The 24,341-nt window shown below is 68.0% G+C and carries 21 protein-coding genes; 11 read left to right on the top strand and 10 right to left on the bottom strand.

The features are described 5' to 3' along the window. Positions 1-17: 17 nt before the first annotated feature. From A6745_RS16465 to A6745_RS16455, 3 genes are all read right to left on the bottom strand, one after another. A complete protein-coding gene (locus tag A6745_RS16465) occupies positions 18-518 on the bottom strand; it encodes a glutathione peroxidase (RefSeq protein ID WP_066129372.1) in 501 nt (166 codons plus the stop codon). 79 nt (positions 519-597) lie between these two features. Next, positions 598-1,773, bottom strand: a complete 1,176-nt coding sequence (locus A6745_RS16460) for a DUF1501 domain-containing protein (RefSeq protein ID WP_066129365.1) — start codon at positions 1,771-1,773, stop codon at positions 598-600. Positions 1,774-1,813: 40 nt separating this feature from the next. Further along, positions 1,814-3,220, bottom strand: a complete 1,407-nt coding sequence (locus A6745_RS16455; RefSeq protein ID WP_066129357.1) for a DUF1800 domain-containing protein — start codon at positions 3,218-3,220, stop codon at positions 1,814-1,816. A 292-nt stretch (positions 3,221-3,512) separates the two neighbouring features. Between A6745_RS16455 and A6745_RS16450 the strand changes: the two genes are divergently transcribed. Beyond that, complete coding sequence (locus A6745_RS16450) at positions 3,513-3,842, top strand: tetratricopeptide repeat protein (protein ID WP_082853115.1); 330 nt, start codon at positions 3,513-3,515, stop codon at positions 3,840-3,842. Positions 3,843-4,019: 177 nt separating this feature from the next. Beyond that, positions 4,020-5,465, top strand: a complete 1,446-nt coding sequence (locus A6745_RS16445) for a CoA transferase (protein WP_066129354.1) — start codon at positions 4,020-4,022, stop codon at positions 5,463-5,465. Positions 5,466-5,606: 141 nt separating this feature from the next. Here the strand turns inward: A6745_RS16445 and A6745_RS16440 are convergent, their stop codons facing one another. Beyond that, complete coding sequence (locus A6745_RS16440) at positions 5,607-6,149, bottom strand: peroxiredoxin (RefSeq protein WP_066129349.1); 543 nt, start codon at positions 6,147-6,149, stop codon at positions 5,607-5,609. A 258-nt stretch (positions 6,150-6,407) separates the two neighbouring features. On the opposite strand from A6745_RS16440, the gene A6745_RS16435 reads away from it, so the two are divergent. Next, positions 6,408-6,809: a hypothetical protein gene (locus A6745_RS16435; protein WP_066129348.1), complete on the top strand. Its 402-nt coding sequence runs from the start codon at positions 6,408-6,410 to the stop codon at positions 6,807-6,809. A 96-nt stretch (positions 6,810-6,905) separates the two neighbouring features. Here A6745_RS16435 and A6745_RS16430 read toward each other — a convergent pair whose 3' ends face one another. After that, positions 6,906-7,307, bottom strand: coding sequence for a DoxX family protein (locus A6745_RS16430; RefSeq protein ID WP_066129345.1), 402 nt, complete (start codon positions 7,305-7,307; stop codon positions 6,906-6,908). A 184-nt stretch (positions 7,308-7,491) separates the two neighbouring features. Between A6745_RS16430 and A6745_RS16425 the strand changes: the two genes are divergently transcribed. The 4 genes from A6745_RS16425 to mnmH all read left to right on the top strand — a co-directional run bounded on the left by A6745_RS16425 (position 7,492) and on the right by mnmH (position 10,677). Continuing rightward, complete coding sequence (locus tag A6745_RS16425) at positions 7,492-8,547, top strand: M4 family metallopeptidase (RefSeq protein WP_066129342.1); 1,056 nt, start codon at positions 7,492-7,494, stop codon at positions 8,545-8,547. Next, positions 8,544-8,861: a protealysin inhibitor emfourin gene (locus A6745_RS16420; RefSeq protein ID WP_066129339.1), complete on the top strand. Its 318-nt coding sequence runs from the start codon at positions 8,544-8,546 to the stop codon at positions 8,859-8,861. Before A6745_RS16425 ends, A6745_RS16420 begins: the two co-directional genes overlap by 4 nt. Positions 8,862-9,117: 256 nt before the next feature. Further along, positions 9,118-9,540, top strand: coding sequence for a DUF4381 domain-containing protein (locus A6745_RS16415; RefSeq protein ID WP_066129336.1), 423 nt, complete (start codon positions 9,118-9,120; stop codon positions 9,538-9,540). 72 nt (positions 9,541-9,612) lie between these two features. Continuing rightward, positions 9,613-10,677, top strand: coding sequence for a tRNA 2-selenouridine(34) synthase MnmH (gene mnmH / locus A6745_RS16410; RefSeq protein ID WP_156513430.1), 1,065 nt, complete (start codon positions 9,613-9,615; stop codon positions 10,675-10,677). A 46-nt stretch (positions 10,678-10,723) separates the two neighbouring features. Here mnmH and A6745_RS16405 read toward each other — a convergent pair whose 3' ends face one another. From A6745_RS16405 to A6745_RS28745, 5 genes are all read right to left on the bottom strand, one after another. Then, complete coding sequence (locus tag A6745_RS16405; RefSeq protein WP_066129331.1) at positions 10,724-11,719, bottom strand: D-2-hydroxyacid dehydrogenase; 996 nt, start codon at positions 11,717-11,719, stop codon at positions 10,724-10,726. Next, complete coding sequence (locus tag A6745_RS16400; RefSeq protein ID WP_066129330.1) at positions 11,703-12,662, bottom strand: Bug family tripartite tricarboxylate transporter substrate binding protein; 960 nt, start codon at positions 12,660-12,662, stop codon at positions 11,703-11,705. Before A6745_RS16400 ends, A6745_RS16405 begins: the two co-directional genes overlap by 17 nt. Positions 12,663-12,759: 97 nt before the next feature. Next, positions 12,760-13,557 carry a class II aldolase/adducin family protein gene (locus A6745_RS16395; RefSeq protein WP_066129327.1) on the bottom strand — a complete coding sequence of 266 codons (798 nt, stop codon included), beginning with the start codon at positions 13,555-13,557 and terminating at the stop codon, positions 12,760-12,762. 102 nt (positions 13,558-13,659) lie between these two features. Beyond that, the gene (locus A6745_RS16390; protein ID WP_066129323.1) at positions 13,660-14,589 is read right to left on the bottom strand and encodes a LysR family transcriptional regulator; all 930 of its coding nucleotides are present in this window, start codon (positions 14,587-14,589) and stop codon (positions 13,660-13,662) included. 36 nt (positions 14,590-14,625) lie between these two features. Then, complete coding sequence (locus A6745_RS28745) at positions 14,626-14,895, bottom strand: hypothetical protein (RefSeq protein WP_156513429.1); 270 nt, start codon at positions 14,893-14,895, stop codon at positions 14,626-14,628. Between the two features lie 127 nt (positions 14,896-15,022). Here A6745_RS28745 and A6745_RS16385 point away from each other — a divergent pair, with 127 nt between their 5' ends. The 4 genes from A6745_RS16385 to A6745_RS16370 are packed head-to-tail and all read left to right on the top strand — an operon-like array spanning position 15,023 to position 24,238. Next, entirely contained in the window at positions 15,023-18,511 is a 3,489-nt protein-coding gene (locus tag A6745_RS16385) for an autotransporter domain-containing protein (RefSeq protein ID WP_066129321.1), read from the top strand. Between the two features lie 59 nt (positions 18,512-18,570). Then, positions 18,571-20,997, top strand: a complete 2,427-nt coding sequence (locus A6745_RS16380) for a TULIP family P47-like protein (protein WP_066129318.1) — start codon at positions 18,571-18,573, stop codon at positions 20,995-20,997. An 11-nt stretch (positions 20,998-21,008) separates the two neighbouring features. Continuing rightward, positions 21,009-22,871, top strand: a complete 1,863-nt coding sequence (locus tag A6745_RS16375; protein WP_066129315.1) for a TULIP family P47-like protein — start codon at positions 21,009-21,011, stop codon at positions 22,869-22,871. A 2-nt stretch (positions 22,872-22,873) separates the two neighbouring features. Beyond that, positions 22,874-24,238, top strand: coding sequence for a TULIP family P47-like protein (locus A6745_RS16370; RefSeq protein ID WP_066129312.1), 1,365 nt, complete (start codon positions 22,874-22,876; stop codon positions 24,236-24,238). Positions 24,239-24,341 lie beyond the last annotated feature (103 nt).

The following is a 24,341-nucleotide window of genomic DNA, read 5'->3' as shown; positions in this document are numbered from 1 at the left end:
GCCGCTGCGCCAGCCGCTCAGGCAGCGGGGGGCGGGGCGGCGCAAGCGGCCGCGATGTCATCGGCGATGGAGGCCGGCGCATCGGTCGGCGCATAGCGCTTGATGACCTGGCCGTCGCGGCCCACCAGGAACTTCGTGAAGTTCCACTTGATGCCTTCCGTGCCCAGCAGGCCGGGCTTCTGTTCCTTCAGCCAGCGGTACAGCGGATGCGCGTCCGCGCCATTGACGTCGATCTTGGCGAACATCGGAAAAGTGACGCCGTACTGCATGTCGCAGAAGCTGCGGATCGCGGCATCGTCGCCCGGCTCCTGGTGGCCGAACTGATTGCAGGGGAATCCCAGCACGGCGAAGCCCTTGTCGCGGTAGCTGCGATACAGCTCTTCCAGGCCCGAGTACTGCGGCGTGAACCCGCATTGCGACGCCACGTTGACGACCAGGGCGACCTGGCCGTTGAAGTCGGACAAGGGGCGCTCCTGGCCATCGAGGCCGCGCGCGGAGAAATCGAACAGGGTGGTCATTCAGCCTCCGTTGGGGCGGCGGGGACGGCAAGATGCCGGCTGGCCGCCTGGCACCTGGAAGTGTAACGCCGCCGTGCGGTCAGACCAACCGCAGGTCTTGCGCCCGCGTACCCGGAAAGACGGTGTCCAGCTGCCTGGCGTTCAGTCCGTAGAGCTTGCCGAACAGGCCGCCGAACATGGCGCGGTAATCGTTCAGCACGGGATAGTCGCGGTTCTGGAACAGCGTGGCCTGCTCGACCTCGACCTGCTGGCCCGCGATGCGGCCGCCACGCACGGTGCCGCCCAGCACCCAGTACACCGAGCCGTGGCCGTGGTCGGTGCCCCGGTTGCCGTTCTCGCGGAAAGTGCGGCCGAATTCGCTGATCACCACCACCGTGGTGTTCTTCCAGGCAGGCCCCATGGCCTTCGCATAGGCTGCCAGGGCCGTCCCCAGCCGAGCCAGGTTGTTGGCCAGGGCGCCGGTGACGCCGCCCTGCGCCACGTGCGTATCCCATCCGCCCACGTCGACGAAGCCGATGTTGTAGCGTTCGGCCATGAAGCCGCCGATGCGTTCGGCCTGCGCGGCCAGGGCCTGCGCAGAGACCGCCTTGCCATTGGCCTGGGCCATCTCCCTCTGCATGGCCTCGCTCTGAGCGGCGATCTGCAGGCCTTCATCCACCGACTGGCCCAGGTCGGTGCCCTGGTACATCCGCGCCAACGTGCGGGCGCGGTCGTCGGTCAACGTGGATTTTCGGCTGCCGCCGCCCAGGTCGATGTTGGGTACGCCCAGTTCGCCGCGGAAGATCTGAGGCACGTCGCGAGTGAACGAGGCGGGGCGGCGGCTGTCGCGCGACAGCACCTCGGACAGGCGGTTCAGGAAGCCGGAACGGTAGTTGCCGCGCGCGCTGGCGGCGCGGCCCACTTCGATGCTGTTCTGCGTTTCGAAATGGCTGCGGCTGAGGTCGTCGGTCCCCGCGAACGGCACGAAGGCCAGTTCGCCGCGCTGGTACATCGGCATCAGGCTCTGCGCCATCGCGGGATGCAGCGCCCAGCCGTCGGTCAGGGGCAGTGCCTGGTCCTTGGGAATGGCAATGTTGGGACGGGATTCGTAGTAGAACTCGCTGGTGGCGGGCACCAGCAGGTTGGCGCAGTCGTAGGCGCCGCGCATGAAGACCACCAGCAGGCGCGTATCGGTGGCTGGCGCGGCATGCAGGCTGGCGCCGTGCAGCAGCAAGGGGGCGGCGGCGGCGTGGGTTAGAAAACGGCGTCGGTCCATGATCTGGGCTCCGTATCTGGGCTGGCGGGATGCGCGGCGGTCAGCGGCGCATGAACTCCGGCGAGGACAGCAGCAAGGTGTTCGCCTCGCGCACGTTGGGCGCCTGCTCGATGGCGGTTCGCGTGGCGGACGACAGGCCGGCGTAGGGCCCATCCGCGCCGTATGCGTCCAGCAGGCTGGGCAGGACAGGGGGCTTGGGCGGTGCCGCGTCGGGCGTTTCCCGGTACAGCCCCGCGCCACCCGTGGCGATCTGGCGCGCGACCTCGAAGCGCGTGGTCATCTGGCCCGACCCCGACCAGTCGGATTGGCCCAGGGGATAGCCATCCGGGGTGATGCGCCGGCCCACTGCCTGGCCCAGCCGGTCGATCATGCCGACCGCGGGCCGGACATTGATGATGGGCGGCTGTTCCGCGTAGGCCGCGCGCAGCGACGAGTAGACGTACTGGGTGGGATCCTTGAACTTGCCGGCGTTCAGCGAGGCCGCGAATTCCGGCGAGTCGAACATCGTGCGCAGTACTTGCGCGATGTCGCCGTCGCTTTTCAGGAACGTCTGCGCCATGCGCTCGACCAGCGCCTGGCCAGGTTTGTCCGACACGAAATAGCGTGCCAGCTTGCCGCTGATGAAATGCGCAGTGGCGGGCTGGCGGGCCAGAAGGTCCAGCACCCCGTCGATTTCGTCCATGCCGCCGGGTGGTATCGTGTGGCCCAGCAGGGTCTTGGCGCCGCCGTCATGGCGGCCGGCCGAGAAACGGAACAGGCCGTCCTGCGTCGCCTGCGGGCGCGTGCCGCCCGCCTGCCGGCCACCAGGCTTCTCGCCGTGATCGACGCCCAGCCCGGTCAGCACGCGCGCCAGTTCCTGGACGTCCTGCTGCGTATAGCCGGCATCCACGCCCAGCGTGTGCAGCTCCATCAGTTCGCGGGCATAGTTCTCGTTGATCCTGCCCTTGACGTTGCGGGCGTTGTCCAGGAACTGCAGCATGGCCGGCGCGCGGGCCGTGGCGCGCAGCAGGTCCCTGAATTTGCCCAGCGCATGCGGGCGAATGGTCCGGTCTTCGTAATCGCCCAGCAGCGCGCCCACGTCGCCCTTGCCGACATAGACACTGAAGTGATTCATCCAGAACCAGGTCATCACCTCTTGCAGTTGATTGGGCGAGTACAGCGCGCGCCAGGCCATGCGCTGGCTGGCTTCGTTGGCGCGCTGGGCCGACACCTTGCGAACCGCCTGGTTGGCTTCGGCGCGCTCGGCCTGCGGCAGCTCGCGTATCTCGCGCCGGCGCTCGGTCTGCGACCGCAACGCCTCTGCCGCGCCGACCTGGGAAATGGAGAGCGCGTCGATGCGGGCCTGCACCTCGGGCGGCAGAGACGCGTCCGGATCGGGATGCAACTGGCGGTCGAGATAGGCCTGCCAGCCTTGCCGCTGCGCGCGCTGCAATTCAGCGGGCGTCACGCCCCACGTGATGCGGTCGACCTGCCGCCACAGGGGGGCGTGCCGGCGGCCAGGCTGGTTTGTCCCCAGCTCTGGACGACGAGAAAGAGAAATCCGAGCGCGACGGGGCGCAGGAGTTTGGCTTGCACGAGGGCTCCTTGCGATGGACGGATCGACCAGAATCCTCAGACTGCCTGAAAAAACCGCCGCCATCATCCCTTTGAAACGTGCTGGAACCGCTGGACGCAGCCCGCAAGGCCGATATGATGCGGGCAGGCGTCCGTCCGTCGGCGGGCGGCAAGGGAGCGAACGCATGGATCCGATGATCGAGCGCCTGCGGGGCATGCTGGCAAAAGGCCAGGACAACCCGATGCTGCGCTATACGTTGGGCAAGGCCTGCGCCGAGGCCGGGAATCACGACGAGGCCGCAACGCATCTGCGCGCCGCGCTGGCCTTCGACGCGAACTATTCCGTGGCCTGGAAGTGGCTGGGCAAGGCGCTGCTGGGCCTGGGACGCCGCGACGAAGCCCGCCAGGCCTGGCTGGACGGCTTGCAGGCGGCGCAGGCGCGCGGCGACGCGCAGGTCGTCAAGGAATTGCAGGTGTTCCTGAGGCGCCTGGAGCGAGAGGCCGGCCAAGCGTAGCGGCGTAAGCACATCGGTGCGGATGTTACGGTGCGTGGCCGGGCGCCGCGCCGCGGCCCGCGCCCGTCAAACCATGAAACACCGCCGCTGCCGGTCCGCTTGACGGCGTCACGCGGCAGTTCTGTAATCGGATCGAGGGCGCTCACGATGCGTCCAGAACAGGAAGACACGGCACCCATGGGTTCACTGACCGACCTCGATCAATGTTCAGGCCCTTCGCATTCCAAGGCGGATGCCGGCCATCCCTTGCACCGCCTGTGGCAGCAGGCCGGGATGCCGGCCGAGGCCCTGGATTACGTGGACCTGACCGGGCGTGACCCGGCGTTGCCTTCCTCGTTCGCGGTGGGTGCCGCGGCCCAGGCCAGCATCGCGGCGGCCGCGCTGGCCGCCGCCGAGATCTGGCACCTGCGCGGCAGGCACCGCCAGCGTGTCGGCGTCGACCTGCTGCACGCCGCGCAGGAATGCCGCAGCCATTTCAAGCTCGACGGCGTCACGCCCGACATCTGGGACAAGATCAGCGGCACGTACCGTTGCGGCGATGGCAACTGGGTGCGCATCCACGCCAATTTCGCGCATCACCGCGACGGGGCCCTGGCCTTGCTGGGCTGCCCCACGGGCGAGGGCACCTCGCGCGAGGACGTCGGGCACGCCCTGGCCAAGTGGAACTCATTCGAGTTCGAGCAGGCGGCGGCCGATGCCGGCATCGTGGTGGCCGCCATGCGCGACTTCGCCAGTTGGGACGCGCATCCGCAAGCGCAGGCGGTCGCGGCACAGCCGGTGGTCAGCATCGAGCGCATCGGCGAGGCCGACCCGCGGCCCTTGCCGGTCCATGGCGATCTGCGCCGTCCCTTGCAGGACCTGCGCATCCTGGACCTGACGCGCATCATCGCCGGCCCCGTGTGCGGCCGGGCGCTGGCTGCCCATGGCGCGGACGTGATGTTGATCAATTCCCCCGAGCTGCCCAACATCGAGAACATCGCCGACACCAGCCGCGGCAAGCTGTCGGTGCATGCCGACCTGGACACGGCGCAGGGCCGGATCGCGCTGGCCAATCTGCTGCGCCGCGCGCACGTGTTCGTGCAAGGCTACCGGCCGGGCGGCCTGCAATCGCTGGGTTTCGGCCCGGAAGACGCCGCGCGGCTGCGTCCCGGCATCGTCTATGTGTCGCTGTCGGCCTACGGGCACCAGGGGCCCTGGGCGGCGCGGCGCGGCTTCGATTCGCTGGTGCAGACGGCCACGGGTTTCAATCATGCCGAGGCCCAGGCCGCCGGGCAGCAGGGCCCCAAGCCGCTGCCGGTGCAACTGCTGGACCACGCGTCGGGCTATCTGATGGCCTTCGGCGCGCTGGCCGCGCTGGCCCGTCAGACCATCGAGGGCGGCAGCTGGCACGTGCGGGTGTCGCTGGCCCGTACGGGACTGTGGGTGCGTCAGTTGGGCCGGGTGCGGGACGGACTGGCATGTCCGATGCCGCCGATCGATCATCTGGTGTATGCCGAGCCCTCGGGGTTCGGCCTGCTCGAGGCCGTGCGCCACAGCGCACAGTTCTCGGAGACGCCGGCCCGCTGGGAGCGGCCCTCGGTACCGCCGGGCACGCACCCTCCCGTGTGGCCCTTCAATGCCTGACCGACCCGGCGCGCATCCTGTCCGCCGTCTGTCACGGCCCCGTCCGGCCGGAGGCGCGCGGGAACGGCTGCCCTGATCGAGGCGTGAGAACGGCGCGGGAGGCCGCTGCCCGCCGGCGCCTTTCACCGGGCGGCCGCGTATTCAGCCGTGCCCGGCTTTCCAGTCGCGCAGCGCCTTGAGCGTGTTGGCGACGTGATGATCGGGGTTCATGTCCGAGTATTCGTACAGGATCTTGCCGTCAGGCGTGATGACATACGAGATGCGTTGCGCGCGCTCGGGATTGCGCGCGTGGGCCGCGTCGTAGCGCTGCATCACCTTGCGGTCGGCGTCCGCCGCCACGGCGAACTTGCCCGCGCAGTCGGCCATCGAGAATCTCTTCAGGGTTTCCATGTCGTCGGCCGACACGCCCACCACGGTGGCGCCCAGCGCCTTGTACTGATCGATGGCGTCGGCGAAGCTGCGCGCTTCCAGGCTGCAGCCCTGCGTGAAGGCGGCGGGGTAGAAGTACAGCACGACCGGCCCCTTGGCCAGCGCCTCGTGCAGCTTGAAGGTGAAGGGCTGGCCGCCCAGGGCCGCCTGGGCGGTGAAATCGGGCGCCGGCGCGCCGACATCGAGGGCGGCATGCGCGGCGGCGGCCACGCCCAGCGCGGCGGCGAAGGTGGCGGCAATCAGATGGCGTTTCATGGGGATCTCCGGACGGCGTCAGGCCGAACCCGACCAGTTATAGCGATTGAACCGGGTGCGGTCCAGTGCCATCATGCATCCCACCGGCTGTACATCCGCTTACGGCGGCGCGGTTGACGCGCGCGGGCGTTTTGGCGGACGCTACACCTGTCCAGGCGCTGAATCCGCCGGTATCGCCGCCCGACCCTGCGCCATATCACCGGTACGGCGAGCGGCATGCCCACCGGATCGATTGGCGCATTTGCAGGAGGACAATCCATGCACATCGCTCATTGCCTCGTCGGTACCGCCCTCGTGGTCCTGGCCGGGATGGCCGGCACCGCGGCCGCGCAGGTGCTGCCGCCCGCCGCGCAGCCCTCGGGCGCCACGCCGGGCCGCGTGTATTCGACCAACCAGCCCGCCTACATGGCGCCGCCCGGCGGCAACCGCGCCTTGCCGCCCATTCCGCGCCAGCCAGGCGAATTGGGCGTGACGATCTATCAGCCGCCGCGCGCCGTGCCCGTGCAGCCGTCGCCGCAGTCGGCGCCCACGCTGCCTTCGCGGCCCAGCCGGCCCTCGGCGCCGGCGAGCCCGTCCTCGGCGCTGCCTTCGTATACGCCCGCGCCCGCGGTGCCCGTGGTGCCGTCCAGGCCGGGCGGCACGTCCCGCTACGGACGCTGACGGCGCATGGCATGGGCAGCGTGCATGCGCCGCGCCAAGCAAACGGGGCCGCCCGAGCGACCCCGTGATTCGCAGCCGGCGGCGTGCCGGCCCGCGTCAGTTCCAGCGGCCGTTGGCGCCCGCCAGCGCAAAGCGGCCCGCGCCCAGGAAGGCGACGGCCAGCGCGCTGAACAGGAACATGCCCTGCAGTTCCAGCGCCCAGCCGCCTTGTGCGGTCATGCCGCTCAGTTGGCTGGAATGGGCCAGCATGATGGCCACGACCATGTTGATCGCGATGATCAGGCCGCCCAGCCGGCTGGCGATGCCCAGGATGAGCAGCAGCGGAGCCAGGATCTCTCCGACGTAGACGAAGTAGGCCACGAAGCCGGGGATATTGTGCTGGGAGAGCATGCCCGCGATACCGCCGACGCCCGTGCTCAGTTTGGACAGGCCGTGCAGCAGGATGAGGATGCCCAGGCTCAGGCGCAGGATCAGTTTGCCGGTATCGTCGGATCGCATGAAGGTTCTCGCTGGAGTCGGTTGGGACCTGCTGGCGGCATGGCCGGAAGGCCGGCCTCAGGACCGCCCGGCTCGGCGGCACGGGCGGCGCCATTATGGCAAATCCCGCCGGGCAGGTACAGCTTGTCGGAGAGGGCCTGCGGGGATCGTCCATTCTCGTGTTCCACCAGGAAAAGGAGCTTGCATGCCAGTGATCGCGCCCCAGCCCTTGCCGCGTTGCCTGATTCCCCCTTATCTGCTGGACCGGTTGTCCCGTCAGGGCGCCGGGCGGGTGGCCTGCGGCGCCGCCAACACCTTGCACCTCGATGCGCGGCAGCTCAGCCTGCGCGCCTCGTCGGTGGCGCTGTCGCCGACGGGAGCGTCGGCAGCGGCGCGGACGGAAGGCGCGGCGCCCCCCCAGCGGCGCATCCATGACGCCGGCAATGCCACGGCCTTGCCGGGCAAGCTGGTGCGCGCCGAAGGCCAGCCGCCGCGCGCGGATGCCGCGGTGGACGAGGCTTACGATCACCTGGGGGCGGTGCATGCGTATTTCCGCCAGGTGCACGCCCGGGATTCGATCGATGGCCGGGGCCTGCCGCTGGTGGGCACCGTGCATTACGGCCAGGACTACGACAATGCCTTCTGGAACGGCGCGCAGATGGTGTTCGGCGATGGAGACGGCCAGATATTCAACCGCTTCACCATCGCGCTGGACGTCGTGGCGCATGAGTTGACGCACGGCATCATCGACCACTCGGGCGGGCTGGTCTATCAAGGTCAGGCGGGCGCCTTGAACGAGTCGCTGTGCGACGTGTTCGGCGCGCTGGTGCGGCAGCACGCGGCAGGGCAGACGGCCGAGGAGGCCGATTGGCTGATCGGGGCAGGCCTGTTCACCGCGGCGGTGAACGCGCGGGCCCTGCGGTCGATGTCCGAGCCGGGCACGGCGTACGACGATCCCCTGATCGGCCGCGACCCGCAGCCGGGGCACATGCGCGATTTCGTGGACACCGACGAAGACAACGGTGGGGTGCACATCAATTCGGGCATTCCCAACCGGGCTTTCCATCTGGCGGCGCGGAACCTGGGCGGACCCGCCTGGCAGGGCGCGGGGCAGGTCTGGTATCGCGCGCTGACGGGCGGACAATTGCCGCCGCGGGCCGATTTCGTGTCCTTCGCGCGGCTGACGGTGGTCACGGCCAGCGATGCGCGCGTGCGGGAAGCCGTGCGGCGTGCCTGGGCCGACGTGGGCGTGCTGCCATGATCGCCTTGCCGCCACTGGACACGGCCACCGGCATCCGGCTGCGCCGCGAAGGCGGCGTGGCGTATCTCGCCGCCCTGGCGCGGGCTCGCGATATCGATCTGCGGGACTGCGATCCGCCGCGCAGGCAGGCGCTGTGCGACGCGCTGGGCGAGGCGGCTTCGCGCGCCGGCCCGCTGGCCGGCGGCGACCGGCGCTATTACCGCGTCGAGATCCTGTTCGATGGGCAAAGCGGCGACATTGCCTTCGACATCGCCGAGACCAGCCTGCCGGCGTTGCTGGCCGAGGCCTGGAAGCAGGCGGGCGGGCCAGTCTGAGGCCGGCATCGTGGCAGGGCGGGTTAGCGCGGGCACGGCTTCCGTCGAGGCGGCGCCATGGCACTGGAGGATTCCGCATAACCATGGGCCGGATTTTCATAGCATGAGTATGCGAAAGCATTTCGCGACGAAAAATGCGTGTCGAATTGGCTGACCGGGGGCTTGCCGGGATTCCTTTTCCTGCCGGCTTGTGCCAAGCTCCCCCTTGAATATGCTTTACGTTTTTTCTTCGCCACCTGAAGCCAAGGAACGTGCGATGAACAGATTCGCCGAGCTGCTGGCGCAGCTGTTCGACCCCGCAGTGCTGCTGGCATTACCTGCCTGGCAGTGGATGCTGCTTATCCTGGTGCCCCTGTGCGCCGTCACGGCCACCGCCTGGGCCTTGCGCCATTGGGTTCGGGGCCGCCCGCGACGCGAGGCCTTGCGGTTGCTGGACGACATCGAAAGGGCCGTGCGCGTGGATCGCCTGGCCGCGCGGGCCCTGCCCGTGGCGCTCAAGCAGATGCAGGCGGCCATGCCCGATGCCGTGTATGCCGGCCCGCCGGGCTCCGCGCAACTGCTGGCCATGCTGACGTACGCGCCCGCGCACACCTTGCAAACCATTCCCGAACACACGCTGCACGACCTGTTCCGCACCTCGCGCGACTGGATGATGCAACGTGATGGCCACGCTGCATGAAAACGATCTCGTTGGCGGCTGGGCTATAGTGTCCGCCGCCGCGCGGGCGCCTGACTTCCCGTCCCGCCGGCCATCCGCGTGAGCTACAAACCTACTACCGTCCACGACATGCCGCGCTTCGACGCCATCATCGATGCGCGCTCGCCCGCTGAATACGCGCTGGATCACGTGCCCGGCGCGTTGAATTGCCCGGTGCTGGACGACGAGCAACGCCATATCGTCGGCCTGACCTACGTGCAGTCCTCGGCCTTCGAGGCGCGGCGCATCGGCGGCGCCATGGTGGCGCAGAACATCGCCCGGCACATCCAGCAGCAGTTCCACGACAAGCCGCAGAATTGGCGGCCGCTGGTCTATTGCTGGCGCGGCGGCCTGCGCAGCAGCAGTTTCGTCACCTGGCTGCGGCTGGTGGGATGGGATGCGCAGCAACTGCAGGGCGGCTACAAGGCGTTTCGCGGCCACGTCATCGCGCGCAACGACGTGCTGGCGCGGGCCTTGGCGCTGCGCGTGGTGTGCGGTCCGACGGGCAGCGCCAAGACCCGCGTGCTGCATGCGCTGGCGCGCCAGGGCGAGCAGGTGCTGGATCTTGAGGGCCTGGCCGCGCATCGCGGTTCGGTGCTGGGCGCGATTCCAGGGGTCGAGCAGCCTTCGCAGAAGGCCTTCGAAACGCGGCTGTACGAGGCGCTGGCGGCGCTGGATCCGGCCCGGCCGGTATGGGTCGAGGCCGAGAGCCGCCGCATCGGCCGCGTGGCCTTGCCGGAAGCATTGCTGAATCGCCTGCGCGCCAGTCCGGTGGTCGAGATCGTGGCGCCCGTGCAGGCGCGGCTGGCGTTCCTGCTGCGCGACTATGCGTGGCTGGGGGACGATCCCGATGCCCTGGCCGGCAAGATCGCGGCGCTGAAGGGCACGCAGGCCAACGATACCCTGTCGCGCTGGCATGACTGGGCCATGGCGCGCCAGTTGGCGCCGCTGTTCCAGGACATGATGGCTTTGCACTACGACCCGCTGTATGCGCGTTCGCAGGGCCGCCACCTGCAGCGGCTCGGCCAGGCCGCCCGTGTGCATGCGCAGGCGTTGAATGCATCCGACATAGACGAACTGGCGCGCCGCGTGGCCGCGGTGCGCTTCGACGAACGATAGCCCGGCATGCCGGCGGGCTCGCGGCCCGGTCCGCCAAGCCGCCACGTCAGCCCATCATCACGTTGCGCAAGGGCTCGTGCGTGGCCCAGCGGCGCAGATTGTCCAGGAACAGTTGCCGCACCCGTTCGGCATTGCCGTCCGAGAATCCCGCGCTGTGCGGGCTGGCGATCACGTTGTCCAGCCTCCAGAGCGGAGATTCCGGCGGCAGCGGTTCCTGCTGGAACACGTCCAGGAACGCGCCCGCCAACAGGCCGGCCTGCAATCGTTCGATCATTGCCGGTTCGTCGATGACGTGCCCGCGCGATACGTTGACCAGCATGGCGTGGCCGGGCAGCGCACGCAGGGCGCTGGCGTCGATCAGGTTCCGGGTGGCGGGCGTCAGCGGGCACGCCAGGATCAGCCAGTCGGCGCCCGGCAGCAATCCGGGCAGATGGGCATAGTCCACCGTGTGCCGGGCCTGTTCGACGGGCGTGGCGGAATGGCGCGCCACCGACAGCGTCATGCCCAGCGCGCGCAGCAGCTCGCCGACGCGTTGCCCGATCCCGCCCCAGCCCACGATGACCGCGTGCTGTCCGCTCAGGTCGCGCGGCGTCAGTTCCTCCATCAGCGGCTGCCATTGCCGCGCTTGCTGCGCGCGCGCCAACAGCGGCAGCCGGCGCGCCAGGGCCAGCACGCCGGCCAGCGCGGTGTGCGCCACCACGGCATCGCTGGCGCCCTGGGACGTCGTCACCGTCACGCCGCGGGCATGCAGGGCCTGGTAGATCTCGCGGTCCGCGCCCGCCGAATGGATGTGCACCCAGCGCAGGTCCGCCGAATGCCGCATGGCCTCGTAATACACGGCCGTCTCGGGCGTGATGGCGAACTTGGTCGAGCGCCCCGTGATGTCGCGCGAGACGAAGGCCGCGTCCGCCCGCGCGGGCTGGCCGGGTTCGGGATGGCACAGCACGCAGCCGGGCATGCCGGGCCGTTCGAGCGCCTGCCGCAGGCGCGGGGCCTCGGCGGGCGAGCACAGCAGGCGGATGGCGCTATTGGGCGGGGGCATCGAATTTCTTCACCAGTACGGCCCATTTCTCGTATTCGGTCCTGATGAAGGCGCCGAACTGCTCGGGCGATCCCTTCACGGGCTCGGCGCCTTCGCTCAGCATCTGCTGGCGCAGCGCGGGCAGGGCCGCGTTGACTTCGTGGTTGATGCGGTCGACCACCGCGCGCGGCGTGCCCTTGGGGGCGAAGAAGCCGAACCAGGACCCCGCATCGAACCCCGGAAAGCCGGACTCGGCCACCGTGGGCAGGTCGGGCAGGGCGGTGGAGCGCCGCAGGGTGCTGACGGCCAGGGGGCGCAGCTTGCCGGCGCGGATCTGGCCGATCACCGAGGGGATGGTCGCGAACATGAAATCGATGCGGCCGGCCAGCAGGTCGTTGATGGCATCCGCGCCCTTGTAGGGCACATGGGTGGCCTGCACGCCCAGTTGGTCCATCAGCATGTAGCTCGACAGATGCGAGGACGTGCCCACGCCCGTCGAGCTGTAGTTCAGGTTCTTGCGCGTCTTCACGTAGGCCAGGAAGCTTTTCATGTCCTTCACGGGCGAGTCGGGCGGCACGACCAGGACATTGGGCACCGTGGCGATCTGGGCCATCGGCAGCAGATCGGTCAGCGGGTTGTACGGCAGCTTGTTCAAGGATGGGTTGACGGCGATCGGTCCCACCGAGTTCACGATCAGCGTATATCCATCCGGCTCGGACTTCACCACGTACTCGGTGCCGATATTGCCGCCGGCGCCGGGCCGGTTCTCCACGATGAAGGGCTGGCCCAGCTTTTTGGACAGGATGTTGGTCACGCTGCGGGTCAGCGTATCCGTGGTGCCGCCGGGCGAGAAGGCCACCACCACTTTCACGGGGCGGGCAGGGTAGTCGGCCGCGGCGGCGGGCAGGGCCGCACAGGCGCCCGCCAGCGTCGCGCCGGCAAGCAAGGCTCGGGCGAGTCTCATGATGTCTCCTCCTTGGGATGGTCGTCGTTGGACGTCGGAATGCCGGCGTCTGGCGCGCCGGTCGATTCATGCAATCGGTGCGTGTGGCGTCGCGCGATCAGTCGCGAAAGCCGGGATCCATGCGGTCCAGCTTGCGCAGCAGCGCCGGCCACTCCATCACGCCGTACGGGCGGCGCGTGCCGGGCTGGTAGTTGTTCCAGGTTTCCTGCAGCACCTCGGGCGGCACGGCCCGAAGCTTCGCGCCGGTGGCCATGGCGGCCAGTTGCGAACGACAGGCCAGTTCCAGGCGGTGCATCCAGTTGAAGGCCTCGCCGATGGTGCGGCCGACCGTCAACGCGCCGTGGTTGCGCAGCAGCAGCGCCTCGCCGTGGCCCAGGTCCTCCAGCAGCGACGCCTGCTCGGCCGTGTCCAGCACCACGCCCTGGTAATCGTGATAGGCGATCTTCAGGAAGCGCATGCCCGTCTGGGTCATGGGCAGCAGCCCGCATTCCAGCGAAGCCACGGCCATCGAGGCCCAGCTGTGCGTGTGGATCACGCAGTCCACCTCGTGGCGCGCCGCGTGGATGGCGCTATGGATGACGTAGCCCGCCTTGTTGATGCCGTAGTCCAGCTCGCCGAAATCGGGCTTGGCGAGGATCGTGCCGTCCAGGTCCACCTTGATCAGGCTGGAGGCGGTGATCTCTTCGTACATCATGCCGTACGGATTGATCAGGAAGGCGTTGTCCTCGCCGGGCACCCGCGCCGAGATGTGGTTGGCCATCATGTCCGACAGCCCGTACAGATCGACCAGCCGGTAACAGGCCGCCAGGTTCACGCGCGCGGTCCATTCCTGCGGCGAGCAATGCGGCCGCATCGAGGAAATCTTCAGAACGCCGGGGCGTTGGGTCTGTTCCATCACATCACCATCCGAGAAGTGCCGCATGGGCGCGGCGTTGATGCGGACAGACTCTACGGGCGGCGGCGGGCGGCGGCTAGCCCACGATGTGGCATGAGGCCTTCACGAATCCAGAAGGGTGGCGCCGGGCCAACCGCCTTGGCGCACCAGCCCGCGCATCACGTCGACCAGCACGGAACGGGCGGCCAGGGCGGCGGGCGACAGTTCTTCGTCGTTCATGCAGGCCACCGAGTTGCGGCGGTACAGGTAGGGATCGTCGATGGGATGCATGGTGAGCAGGCCCGCCTCGACGCGCGCCACCGCCGCGCCCGGCTGGATCGTGGCCATGGCGTTGGCCTGCACGATGTCCATCAGCGTGGTCATGCCGTCGACCTCGATGGCGATCCAGGGTTCGAGCCCGGCGCGGTCGAAGGCGGCCTCGACCCAGGCCCGCAGGCCGTGCGCCTTGCTGGTGACGGCCAGCGGCAGGGGGGCGAGCTGGGCCAGGGTGGTGGGTTCGCCGTCGGGCACGGCGAACAGGCCGCGGCGGGCCAGCAGGAACAGTTTCTCGTCCAGCACCGGGATGAGGCCGCGGCCCTGGCCGCCGCTGTCGTTCTGGAACAGCACCGCCAGATCCAGCTTGCGGCCGTTCAGCAGGTCGCCCAGGTTGCCGGACAGGCCCTCGACCAGGTGCAGGCGCACGTTGGGGTGGCGCTGGGTCATCGCGGTATGGAAAGGGCGCGCCAGCACCGAGGCGGTGGTGGGGGCGAAGCCCACGCTGACCATGCCCGACAGCCGGGTCTCGCGCGCGGCGGCGACGGCCTGGTCGGCGTGGCGCAGCGTCAACCGGGCCTGGCGCAGGAAGGCGGTGCCGGCCTCGGTGGGAACGACGCCGGTGGAGGTGCGGGTGAGCAGGCGGGTGGCCAGTTCGCTTTCCAGCCGGCTGATCTGCTGGCTGAGGGCAGAGCCGACCACGCCGAGATCGCGCGCCGCGCGGCCGATGCTGCCGAGCTCGGCGACGCGGACGAAGTAGCGGAGTTGGCGTAGTTCCATGGTCGGTCTATCGGGAAAAAGGGGAGGACGGTTGGATCAGACGGGCTGCCCCGGCGTATCGGCCCTGAGGTTGCGCGGCCCGGTCGGCGCGCAGCCGAAGTCCTTGCGAAACGCCGGGCAGACATTCTGGCGCGTGCCGTACGCACGTTCTGCGCGACTGGCGGGAAATGGAAGACATTCCACTGCGGCAGCAATGTCAGCGCTGTCAGCAAACCCGAATAAGGGCATGTCGGAATGTAAGATATTTTTCCTTCCTGCAAACCTTTTCGTCATTTTGGCAAAACTCTTTCCATCAAAATGGGGCATTGCTTGGATATTCTTTGCTGCAATTCGTGTGAATATCGCGCAAAAATAACATTTGGATGAGCGCGCGCCGCACGGTGGGAGGCGGCAATCGACTTCGATAAGCCGCGGGGATATCGGAGTGCGATTCATGCATTATGGCTACCGGGCGGCGTGGCGCGCGTTGTTCGTACTGTTATGGCTGGTGGCCGGCACGCTCGGTTCCCTGACAGTGTCCTCCCCGGCCCGCGCGCAGGCCATGTGTACCGGCGGCGGCGCCTTCGGCGCGGTTGGCGACTCGATCTCGGTCAGTATTTCCACTTGCTCGACGTTCTTCACCAACACGCTGCAGGACCGTTCCACGCCTAGGTGGGGCGGCCTGGTGGCGGCCATGGGCGATCTGGTGCGGGGGCCTGCGAACTGCGGCATCGGGTCCGGCAATACCACCAACGGGTGTATGCCGAGTCCGCAGGTTCTGGCCACGCCGAATGCGTCGTACTCGTTCTCCACCGAACTGATCAACAGCGGGGTAGTGACGATCACGCTGCAATCCGTGACGAATGCTTCGGCGGCCACGGATGCAATGACGCTCTATACCTTCCAGGGCGCGCAAGACGTCAGGATCGCGTCGTCGAACGCCAACAGCGCCTTCTCCTTCAGCTTCACGCTGCCCACGGCCGCGCCATCGCCCACGCTGACGGCCGTCTCTCCCAATAATGGTCCGACGGCAGGCGGCACGTCCGTCACGCTGACAGGCACCCATCTGTCCGACGCATCGGCGCTGACGTTCGGGGGAGCGGCGGCAACCATCGTGTCCCGATCCTCGACCGCCATCACGGCCACCACGCCGGTCCATGCGGAAGGGGTGGTCGATGTGGCGGTGACGACGCCGGGAGGCAGCGCAACGTATCCGGGTGGCTTCACCTATATCGGCGCACCGACCCTGTCGTCGGCCACGCCTTCCAGCGGACCCGCGGCCGGCGGGACCCGGGTCACGCTGACGGGCGCCAACCTGGGCGCGGCGACGAGCGTCACCTTCGGCGCAGTAGTGGCGACCATTGCGTCGAACACCGCGACTTCCGTCGTGGTGACCGCGCCTGCGCACGCAGCAGGTGCCGTGGACATCGCGATCACGACAGCCGGCGGCAGCGCGACGCTACCCTCGGGCTACACGTATATCGGTGAGCCGACCCTCTCCAGCATTTCGCCCGCTACCGGGCCGGCGGCGGGCGGGACCCGCGTCGCCATCACCGGCACGCATTTGACATCGGCCAGTTCGGTCACCTTCGATGGCGTGCCGGGCGTCATCACCGCCAATTCGGCGACCTCGATCTCCGTTACCACTCCCGCGCACGCGGCGGGCGCAGTGGCGGTAACGGTCACGACCGCCGGCGGCACGGCCAGTGGCACGTTCACCTATGCCGCGCCCGTCCTGGCCGCCACGCCGCAGGCGGGCGTGCTGCCCGACGGCACGGTGGGCGCGGCCTACTCGCAGGTCTTCCAGTTCTCGGGCGGCACCGCGCCTTACAGCGTGACCGTCTCGGGTACGCCGCCCGCCGGGCTGGCGTTCGAGGCGGCGACGCTCACGCTCAAGGGCACGCCCACCGCCGCCGCCAGCAGCAATTTCATTTTGCAGGTGAGCGATTCGGCTGGTGTGCGCGGCGATTTCGCCTATACGCTGGCCGTTGCCCAGCCACGTCCGGTCGCCAATCCGGTGTCGGTGAACGCGACGGCCGGCACCGCGACGGCCGTCGTACTCAACCTGAGCGGCGGCGTGGCCACGCGCGTGGACGTGGCCACGCAGGCCCGGCACGGCATCGCCACGGCATCCGGCACGACGATCACCTACACCGCGAACGCAGGCTTTGCCGGCCAGGATGAATTCACCTATACGGCCACCAGCGCCGCCGGCACGTCCGCACCGGCCACTGTCACCGTCAACGTGGCCGCCGCCGTGCTGACGTTGTCGCCGCAACCCGGCGCGTTGCCGGGCAGCACGGTGGGCGCCGCCTACACGCAGGCGGTGTCGGCGTCTGGCGGGCAGGGGCCATACCGGTATGCGGTCGCGGGCGCCTTGCCGGCCGGCCTCGTGTTGTCGGACGCGGGCATTTCGGGGACGCCCACCGAGGCGGGCAGTTACGCGTTCACCGTCACGGCGACCGACGCCAACGGTGTCCAGGGCCAGGCCTCCTACACGCTGCAAAGCGCAGGGCCGATGCCGGTGGCCATCAGCCGGTCCGTGCAAGTGATGGCGGGCACGGCGGCCACGGTCGACCTGGCGGAGGGCGCTTCCGGCGGCCCGTTCACCGCTGCGGCCCTCGTCGACGCGCCGCAGCCGGCCGAGGGGCAGGCGGTGCTTTCCGCCGCCGAGGGCCAGTTCCGCATGGCGTTCACGGCAGCGCCGCTGGCGACCGGCAGCGTGATCGTTCGCTATACGCTGTCCAACGCCTGGCATACCTCCGCTGCGGCGGCCATCACGTTCACCATCGTGCAGCGCCCGGACCCCAGCAAGGATGTGGAAGTCATCGGCCTGGTCACGGCGCAGGCGCAGACGGCGCAGCGCTTTGCCACTACGCAGATCTCGAATTTCGGCAGCCGCCTGGAGCGGCTGCACGACGAGGGCCTGCGCCAGGCGGATTCGTTCGACATCCAGGTGGGCGCCAACACGATCGGCCGGCGGGACCGCGGGGCCATGCGGGACGGCGATGCACGGCAGGGCAGTCCGATCGCCCAGGCGCTGGGCGCCGTGCCCGCGAGCGCGTTGCCGCGGCTGTCCGCCGGCAAGACGGACGCCCGGGATACTCGCCCCGTGCCGGGACGGCTGGCTTTCTGGACCGGCGGCTTCGTCAATCTGGGCACGTCCGATACCGATTCGATCCGGCTCGACCGCACCCTGGTCGGGATCAGCGGCGGCGCGGACTACCGGTATTCGCGCCACCTGGTCGCGGGCATCGGCCTGGGCTACGGCCGGGAAAGCACCGACATCGGCCAGCATGGCACGCACACCCGCGGCCAGGCGGTCAGCGGCGCGGTCTACGCGAGCTATCACCCCGGCGCGGTGTTCGTCGATGGCTTGCTGGGCATGTCCTACCTGGATTTCGACAGCCGCCGCCACGTCACCGTCACTGGCGCCCAGGCCGAGGGCCGGCGTACCGGCGCCCAGGTGTTCGGGTCGCTGACCTCGGGCTACGAGTTTCGCGGCGACAAGCTGCTGCTGTCGCCGTACGGCAGGCTTCAGGCCGCCTGGACACGCCTGAAAGGCTTTCGCGAACATGGCGCCGGCGCGTTCGACCTGACGTATGCCGACCAGGACCTGTCCTTGCTCGCGGGCGTGGCGGGGATGCGGTCTGAATACCTGATTCCGACGTCCTGGGGCGCGTTCGCCTTGAACGGAAGGCTGGAATACACCCGCAGTTTCACGGGCCGGAGCCGGGCGGCGGTGGGCTACGCCGACACCGATGCCACGCCGTACGCCATCGATGTCCTGGGCCTCAGTCAGGACGCGGTGTCCGCGCAATTGGGCGTGGAGGCGCAGTGGCGCCGCAATGTCGCGATCGGCATCTCTTACCAGAACACCTATGGATTCGATCAGAACGCACGGGACCATGCCTTTCGCATCAGGTTCCGGACGCGTTTCTGACGGCAAACGGCCAGCGCGCGCCGTGGCGGGCACTGGCGGATCGACACAGGAGAGTCCTCATGGCGGTCTACAGCATCGACTGCACGTTCCCCGACGCCCATACGCCCTTGTCCAACGCGACGGGGGGCTGGGACGTCATCTACGCGCTCAAGTACAGCACGATCAACACGCATCTGGCGCAGAGCGCCCCTTGGCTGCAGATCGACTTCGGTGGCGGCGATGCGTTGCTCTATAGCGTGGCCGACGACTATCAACTGGAGGGCGTGGTCACCGGTCTCGAAGTGGCCCGCGGCGCGGCTGGGCAGGAGCTGTTCTTTCGGCTGAGCATCGAGGACGCCGTCCTGTCGGATGCCTCCACGGGGGATCCGGAGAGGACCTATTCGCTGATCGAGGTGTTGATCCGGGTCGTGCTGAAGATCTCGCAAACCGGTACGGCCGGCCTGCGTACGCTCGGGGTGGATGTGGACGCGACCCCGACCGTCGTCTCGGTCACCTCGCCCGATGCCGCGATGCTGCCGCCTGACGTTCACCAGATCATGAGCTGGCTGTGCCAGGACGCGTTCGTCCAGAGCATGTTCAAAATGGACATCATGGAGGTGTACGACCACGACTATGCGCGCAGCGTGAACATTCCCTGGGCGCTGCCCAAGGCTTTCCGCTATGCGACGGCGGATCTGGTCAATCCCGCGGACGATGGCGTCCTGGCCGTGCTGGGCAGCGTCAGCGGCGACTTGACCGGCCTGTCCGCCGAGATCAATCCGCTGGCCATCCCGGTGGATGGAGACATCAACGCGGTCGTGCTGCTCAACCCCGCGCTGGTGTCGCGCAGCACGTTCCTGGAAGCTTTCAACCATCAGCTGGGCAGCGCCATGCTGGGGACCATGTCGTATGACCCGGCAACGGGTTCCATCACCAACGACAATGCGCTGACCTTGTACTACGTGCGCGCCGCTGACGATTCGATCTCATTGCTGGATGCGAATTCGGCCATCTCCAGCACGGCGGCGAAGTATCCCGCCTCGGTTCCCGCCAAGACGCTGCGCTTCACGATCGGCAACAACGCGATCACCGCCGGCATCACGTCGATGACCATCGACATGGACGGCTACTCGATCCTGCTGAGCGTCCAGTACGACTTCCAGATCATGGCCAACGGCGACGACCTGGACATCGTCCTGGCGGGGGAGCCCAAGATCACCGCGCGCCAGATCTCGTTGCCGCAGGATACCAAGGCCACGTGGGTGAACTACGTCGGCATGTTCGTCGGCATCGTGGCGTCGGAGTTGATTGCCGTGGGGGTGGACTATGTCGGCAACCTGACCGGCAAGGCGTTGACCAAGGCCAGGATCAACGAGCTCGCGCTGGATTTCCTGGCGGCCAACGAGGCGGCGATCGCGAGCAACCGTCCCGTCGAGATGTCACTCGGCCTGTTGCGCAAGGCCGGGGTGGCGCATAACGGCGTCAACCGGCCCGCGCTGGCGTTGACGACGGAACAGCGGATGCGCACGCGTTTTCCGAAATCGTCCGAATTCGTCGTGCCTGCCGTCCGGCCAGGCGGTTACATGCAACTGGAGATGGCGCCGTTGCCTCGCGCCCGCATCATGCAGGGCGGAGCGATCATACGAGGCAGGCGAGCGATGGGTCCCCAGGTACGTGTGCGGCGCCCGGCGCCGCAGCAGGGGCCGGGGCCGCAAGCCCGGGCAGCCCAGCGGGCCGCGCAAAGGACGATCTACGGCGGACTCGAACGGTTGCGCGCCTCCGTGGCGGCCATGTGCCCGCCAGCCGTGCATGAGGAACTTGTCGCAAGGGTCAATCAGAAGCTGGGCGTGGCCAACGTGATGAATCCCGACACCATCAGGAGGATGCGGCCGGAGACGGCGCAGGCGGCCTACGGCCATATGGTCGACGTGCTCAACGAGTCCTTCCAGTCGGGCAAGCTGTCCGATGGCCACTATCTGCGCCTCGTATCGGAAATGCGCGCGCTGTTTGACCCGCAGGGAAGAGGGCTTCATCTGCTGGACGACAGCCACTTGCCGAGCCATGTCTACGCAACGGTGGGAGGGACGATTCACGAGGTGCCCCCGGGCATTGCCCGCGAAGTGTCGCTGGGCCTGGCCGACGGCCGTGGCGGGTACGCGCTGCCCAACGTACGGCGCTTCATCGAAGAGGCGCCGCGTCCCACCTCCATGAAGCTGGCGGGCTACCTGATGTATTTCGCGGGTCTGGCCGCCGGACAGGCCGGCAGCACCTTCGCCCAGAACGCCGTCGAATCCTGGTTTCCTTCGCAGGAGCGCAAGGACATCGATGCCCTGAACAATCCGGACAGGATGAACGAACCGACCAACGTCTTCCTGAAAACGGTGAACTTCCCCCTGATGCGCCGCCCCGATGGCGACGCATCGGCCCCGGCGCCCAAGGCGGTGCTGCGGTCCGCCGCCGTCAACGGTGCGCTGATCCTCGGTGTTTCCATCTCGAATCCGGCATAGGAGCCTTTCCCATGAATGACATCACGACGCAGGACCCGAGCAACGTACAAGCCGCCGATGCGCACCCGATCCGCACGTGCAAGTACGCGGACGAGGCGGGGCACGTGCTCGGCATGGCCGATACGAACGGATGGGACACCGTGTACGTCGTCAAGGCCGATGTCGTCAATGCCTCGATGCGCAGGCATTTCGAGCCGCTGGTCGGCACGCACGCCTTCCGGATGAAGGAACTGCTGGAATCCGACCTGTACGACCTGCAGATCGATGCCGAATTCGGCGCCTGGCAGATCGCACGGGGCGGGGCGGGCAACAAGATCCACCTGCAATTGCCTATCGTGTCGGGCAAGGCCACCGTGCAAGGCAAGAAGGAGAAGATCGTCGATATCTCCGGGACGACCGCCATTGTCGAGGTCAGCCTCGGTTATCACGCACCGCCCGAGATCGACCCCGCCAAACCGCTGTATCTGCAGCTGAAGATCATCGGCGACCGGGCCGCGCCGGCCATCGCGACGGCCTTGGACGCGCAGCCGGCGGATGGCAAGCCGGCCGCCGCCCATGACGAGATCCGCGTGCTCGAGCTCAAGGGCCCGAATTTCGAATCGTCGATGGAATCCACGATCTGCGGCGGCATCAAGGATTGGCTGCAGAACAGAAAGGACCTGTTCGACTACGTGTTCCTGTCGGTCGACATTGCGCAAGAGGCGGCGCAGGGCCATTTCGAATGGATCAAGCCCACCACGGTCGGCTACGCCGTCACGGACATCCTGGACAAGGACGGCGAGGTCGTCGACACACTGTTCGCCGTGCTGGGCATGACCCAGTTCCGCAAGCTGGACCACGCGTCCTCGTCGGTACCGGTCAGCGCCATTCCTTTGGACAAGGACGCCAATGCCGCATTCCTGATTGGCTCGCACCTGATCCTCGACAAGTTCGTGCGGCCGAGGCTGCACACCTTGTTCGAAGGCGCGAGCCCCGGTGACTTCGTCTCGCCCAAGGGCAACGCCCTGGCCATCCAGAACCAGAATCCGGTCAAACTGAAGCTCGAACTGGACCCCGAGTGGTATTCGGGCAACGGCAAGCACGGCATCGCCACGATCCCCGCCAAGAATTTCACCGTGAAGGCCGAGAACCGGTCGATGGTCACGTCGTTCCAGAACGTGCGCCTGCCTTATGGCGGCAGCGAAGAGATCGACATCGTGCTGAGCTACGAGTGCGATGCCGAAGTGGGACTGGACGAGCACGATCACTTCGCCTTCAGGGCGCAGCGCACGCAGGCCTCGCTGTCGGCGCAACCCAATCAGGAAAAGATGGCCAAGGAGACCCTGAAGACCGTAGGCTGGTCCATCGTCGCGCAGATCGGCACCGCCATCGTGTTTCACGGCCTGGGCAAGATCGCGGGCAAGGCGGCGTCGGCGCTGAAAGGCGGCTCCAACGTGGTGGCGCGCACGGCCGGCCAGGAGGCGGCGGTGGTCGAGCGTAACGTGCAGCAGGTGATGGCCGCCGAAATCGAGCAGGCGGGCAAAGTGGGCCAGGACGCGGCCTTGCGCGTCGAGTCCACGGGCGCCAAGGTCTGGCGTGCGGTCGGCAGCGCGACCCGGACCGGTTCGGTCGGCGTGCTGGAGTTCCTGCAGGGCGGCCTGACCAATACGCTGGTCATCATGATGGTGGGCCAGATGGCCGGTTCGCTGTATGGCGAGCGCGGCACCATGGATCTGATCAGCGCGTTGCACGAAGACCCCGGCAGCATGAAGGGCATGACGGAATTCGCGGACCATTGCGTCTCGCCGATCCTCTGGCCGCACACGAATGGCGCGACCTTGCTGTCGGCGGGATTGAACAACGCGTTCACGCTGGCCTTCAGGATCGAGGCCTGATCGTGGCGGCCGCCGCATTCTCCACGCATGGCTGGGACATGGTGCATGCCCTGCGGATTCCCGAGGTCAACAAGCACATCACCGAGCGCAGCGGCGCACCCCGATGGATGCAGGAGAGCATCGACGACATGGAGGTGACGGCGCTGGTCGGCGGCTGGCGCGTCGTCCAGGGCGGCGCCAATTCGCTCATCTGCCTGTCGCTGGGCCTGGACGAAGGCGCTATCGTGACGCCGGCGGGCAAGCGGGTCGCGTTCGGCGGCCAGGCGATCGTCGCGGTGGAACTGGAGGTCCTGCATTGGGACGTCTCGGGCGGACGGTGCGCCACACTGCAATTGCCGTCACCCGGAACCCAGAGCGGTGTGCGCCCGTTCTACGTACGCGAGTTGGTGGCCAGCGGGACAGATAACGCGATCGTCCAGGGTGTAATCAAGCAGGCCGTGCAGCAATGGCTGAACCACCATCCGGATGCGATTCAGCACGTGTTCGCCACGATCGATCTGCAGGGTGGGACCGAGCGTGCCGAGGGCACCGTGATGCGCCCCACCCGGATCAGCTACGCCTACCACGATGCCCAGGACATCAACGACTGCCTGCTGGCCGTGCTGGTATTGACGGATGGGGCGGCGCCGTCCGGAGGGCTGGATCAGGTCGTCTCGCCAGAGAGCGTACCGCCCGGGTGCGATTGCGGGGTGCTGCTGTCGTCCCGTGCCGTGTTGGACAGCGTCGTGCGCCGCGCCGCGATGTCCGCCTTCAAGGGTACCTCCGCAAGCGACTACGAGCAGTCGCCCGTCGTGCCGGTGATCACGCTGAAGAGGCCCCGCGACCTGCCGCCCGTGCCGGTCAAGGGAAGCGACCGCCATCACGTGCTGCAGTCCTTCTCCGCGTCCATCACGGGCGCCAGCATCGTCTGCCAGTCGGAGAGCGTGGTGCTCTACGACGAAGGCGTATCGCTGTCGACCTTCACGCACGCCGAGCACACGCTTGTGCTGGAGAAGCGGCCGGATGGCAGCCAGTGGTTGCGCGTCATCGACCTGAGCCCGGCGCAGATCTCGCACGAGACGCATATCGACCCGGAAGTGCAGGCCAAGGACGAGCGCATCGCCGATGCCATCATGATCGGCGGCGCGATACTGTCCCTGTTCGGCGGGCCGCTTTGCTTCGTCGTGGTCACGATCGAGACCGCGATCGTGTCCAGCGTGATGGCCAAGGCGCCGGAACTGATTGCCGCCATGGCGGAACCGGGTCCCAGCCAGGACATCGGCAACGCCGAGATCGCGGCGCCCAGCATCTGGTCGGGCGGCCGCGCGCTGGAGATGATGACGCTGGATATGGACGGCGGGTTGCGCCTGGGAGCCCGGCTCGTCTGAGACGCTTTGGGGCCGCCGAGAGCGCCGGCCACCGATGCTGGCGGTGGCTGTCTTGCCGCTGGCGTCCCGGCTGTGGCGTTCGAGAGGAACAGATCCTCGATAT

It is taken from the genome of Bordetella ansorpii (genome assembly GCF_900078705.1).
Classification (GTDB): domain Bacteria; phylum Pseudomonadota; class Gammaproteobacteria; order Burkholderiales; family Burkholderiaceae_B; genus Bordetella; species Bordetella ansorpii_A.
This window is presented reverse-complemented; position numbering and strand designations above follow the sequence as displayed.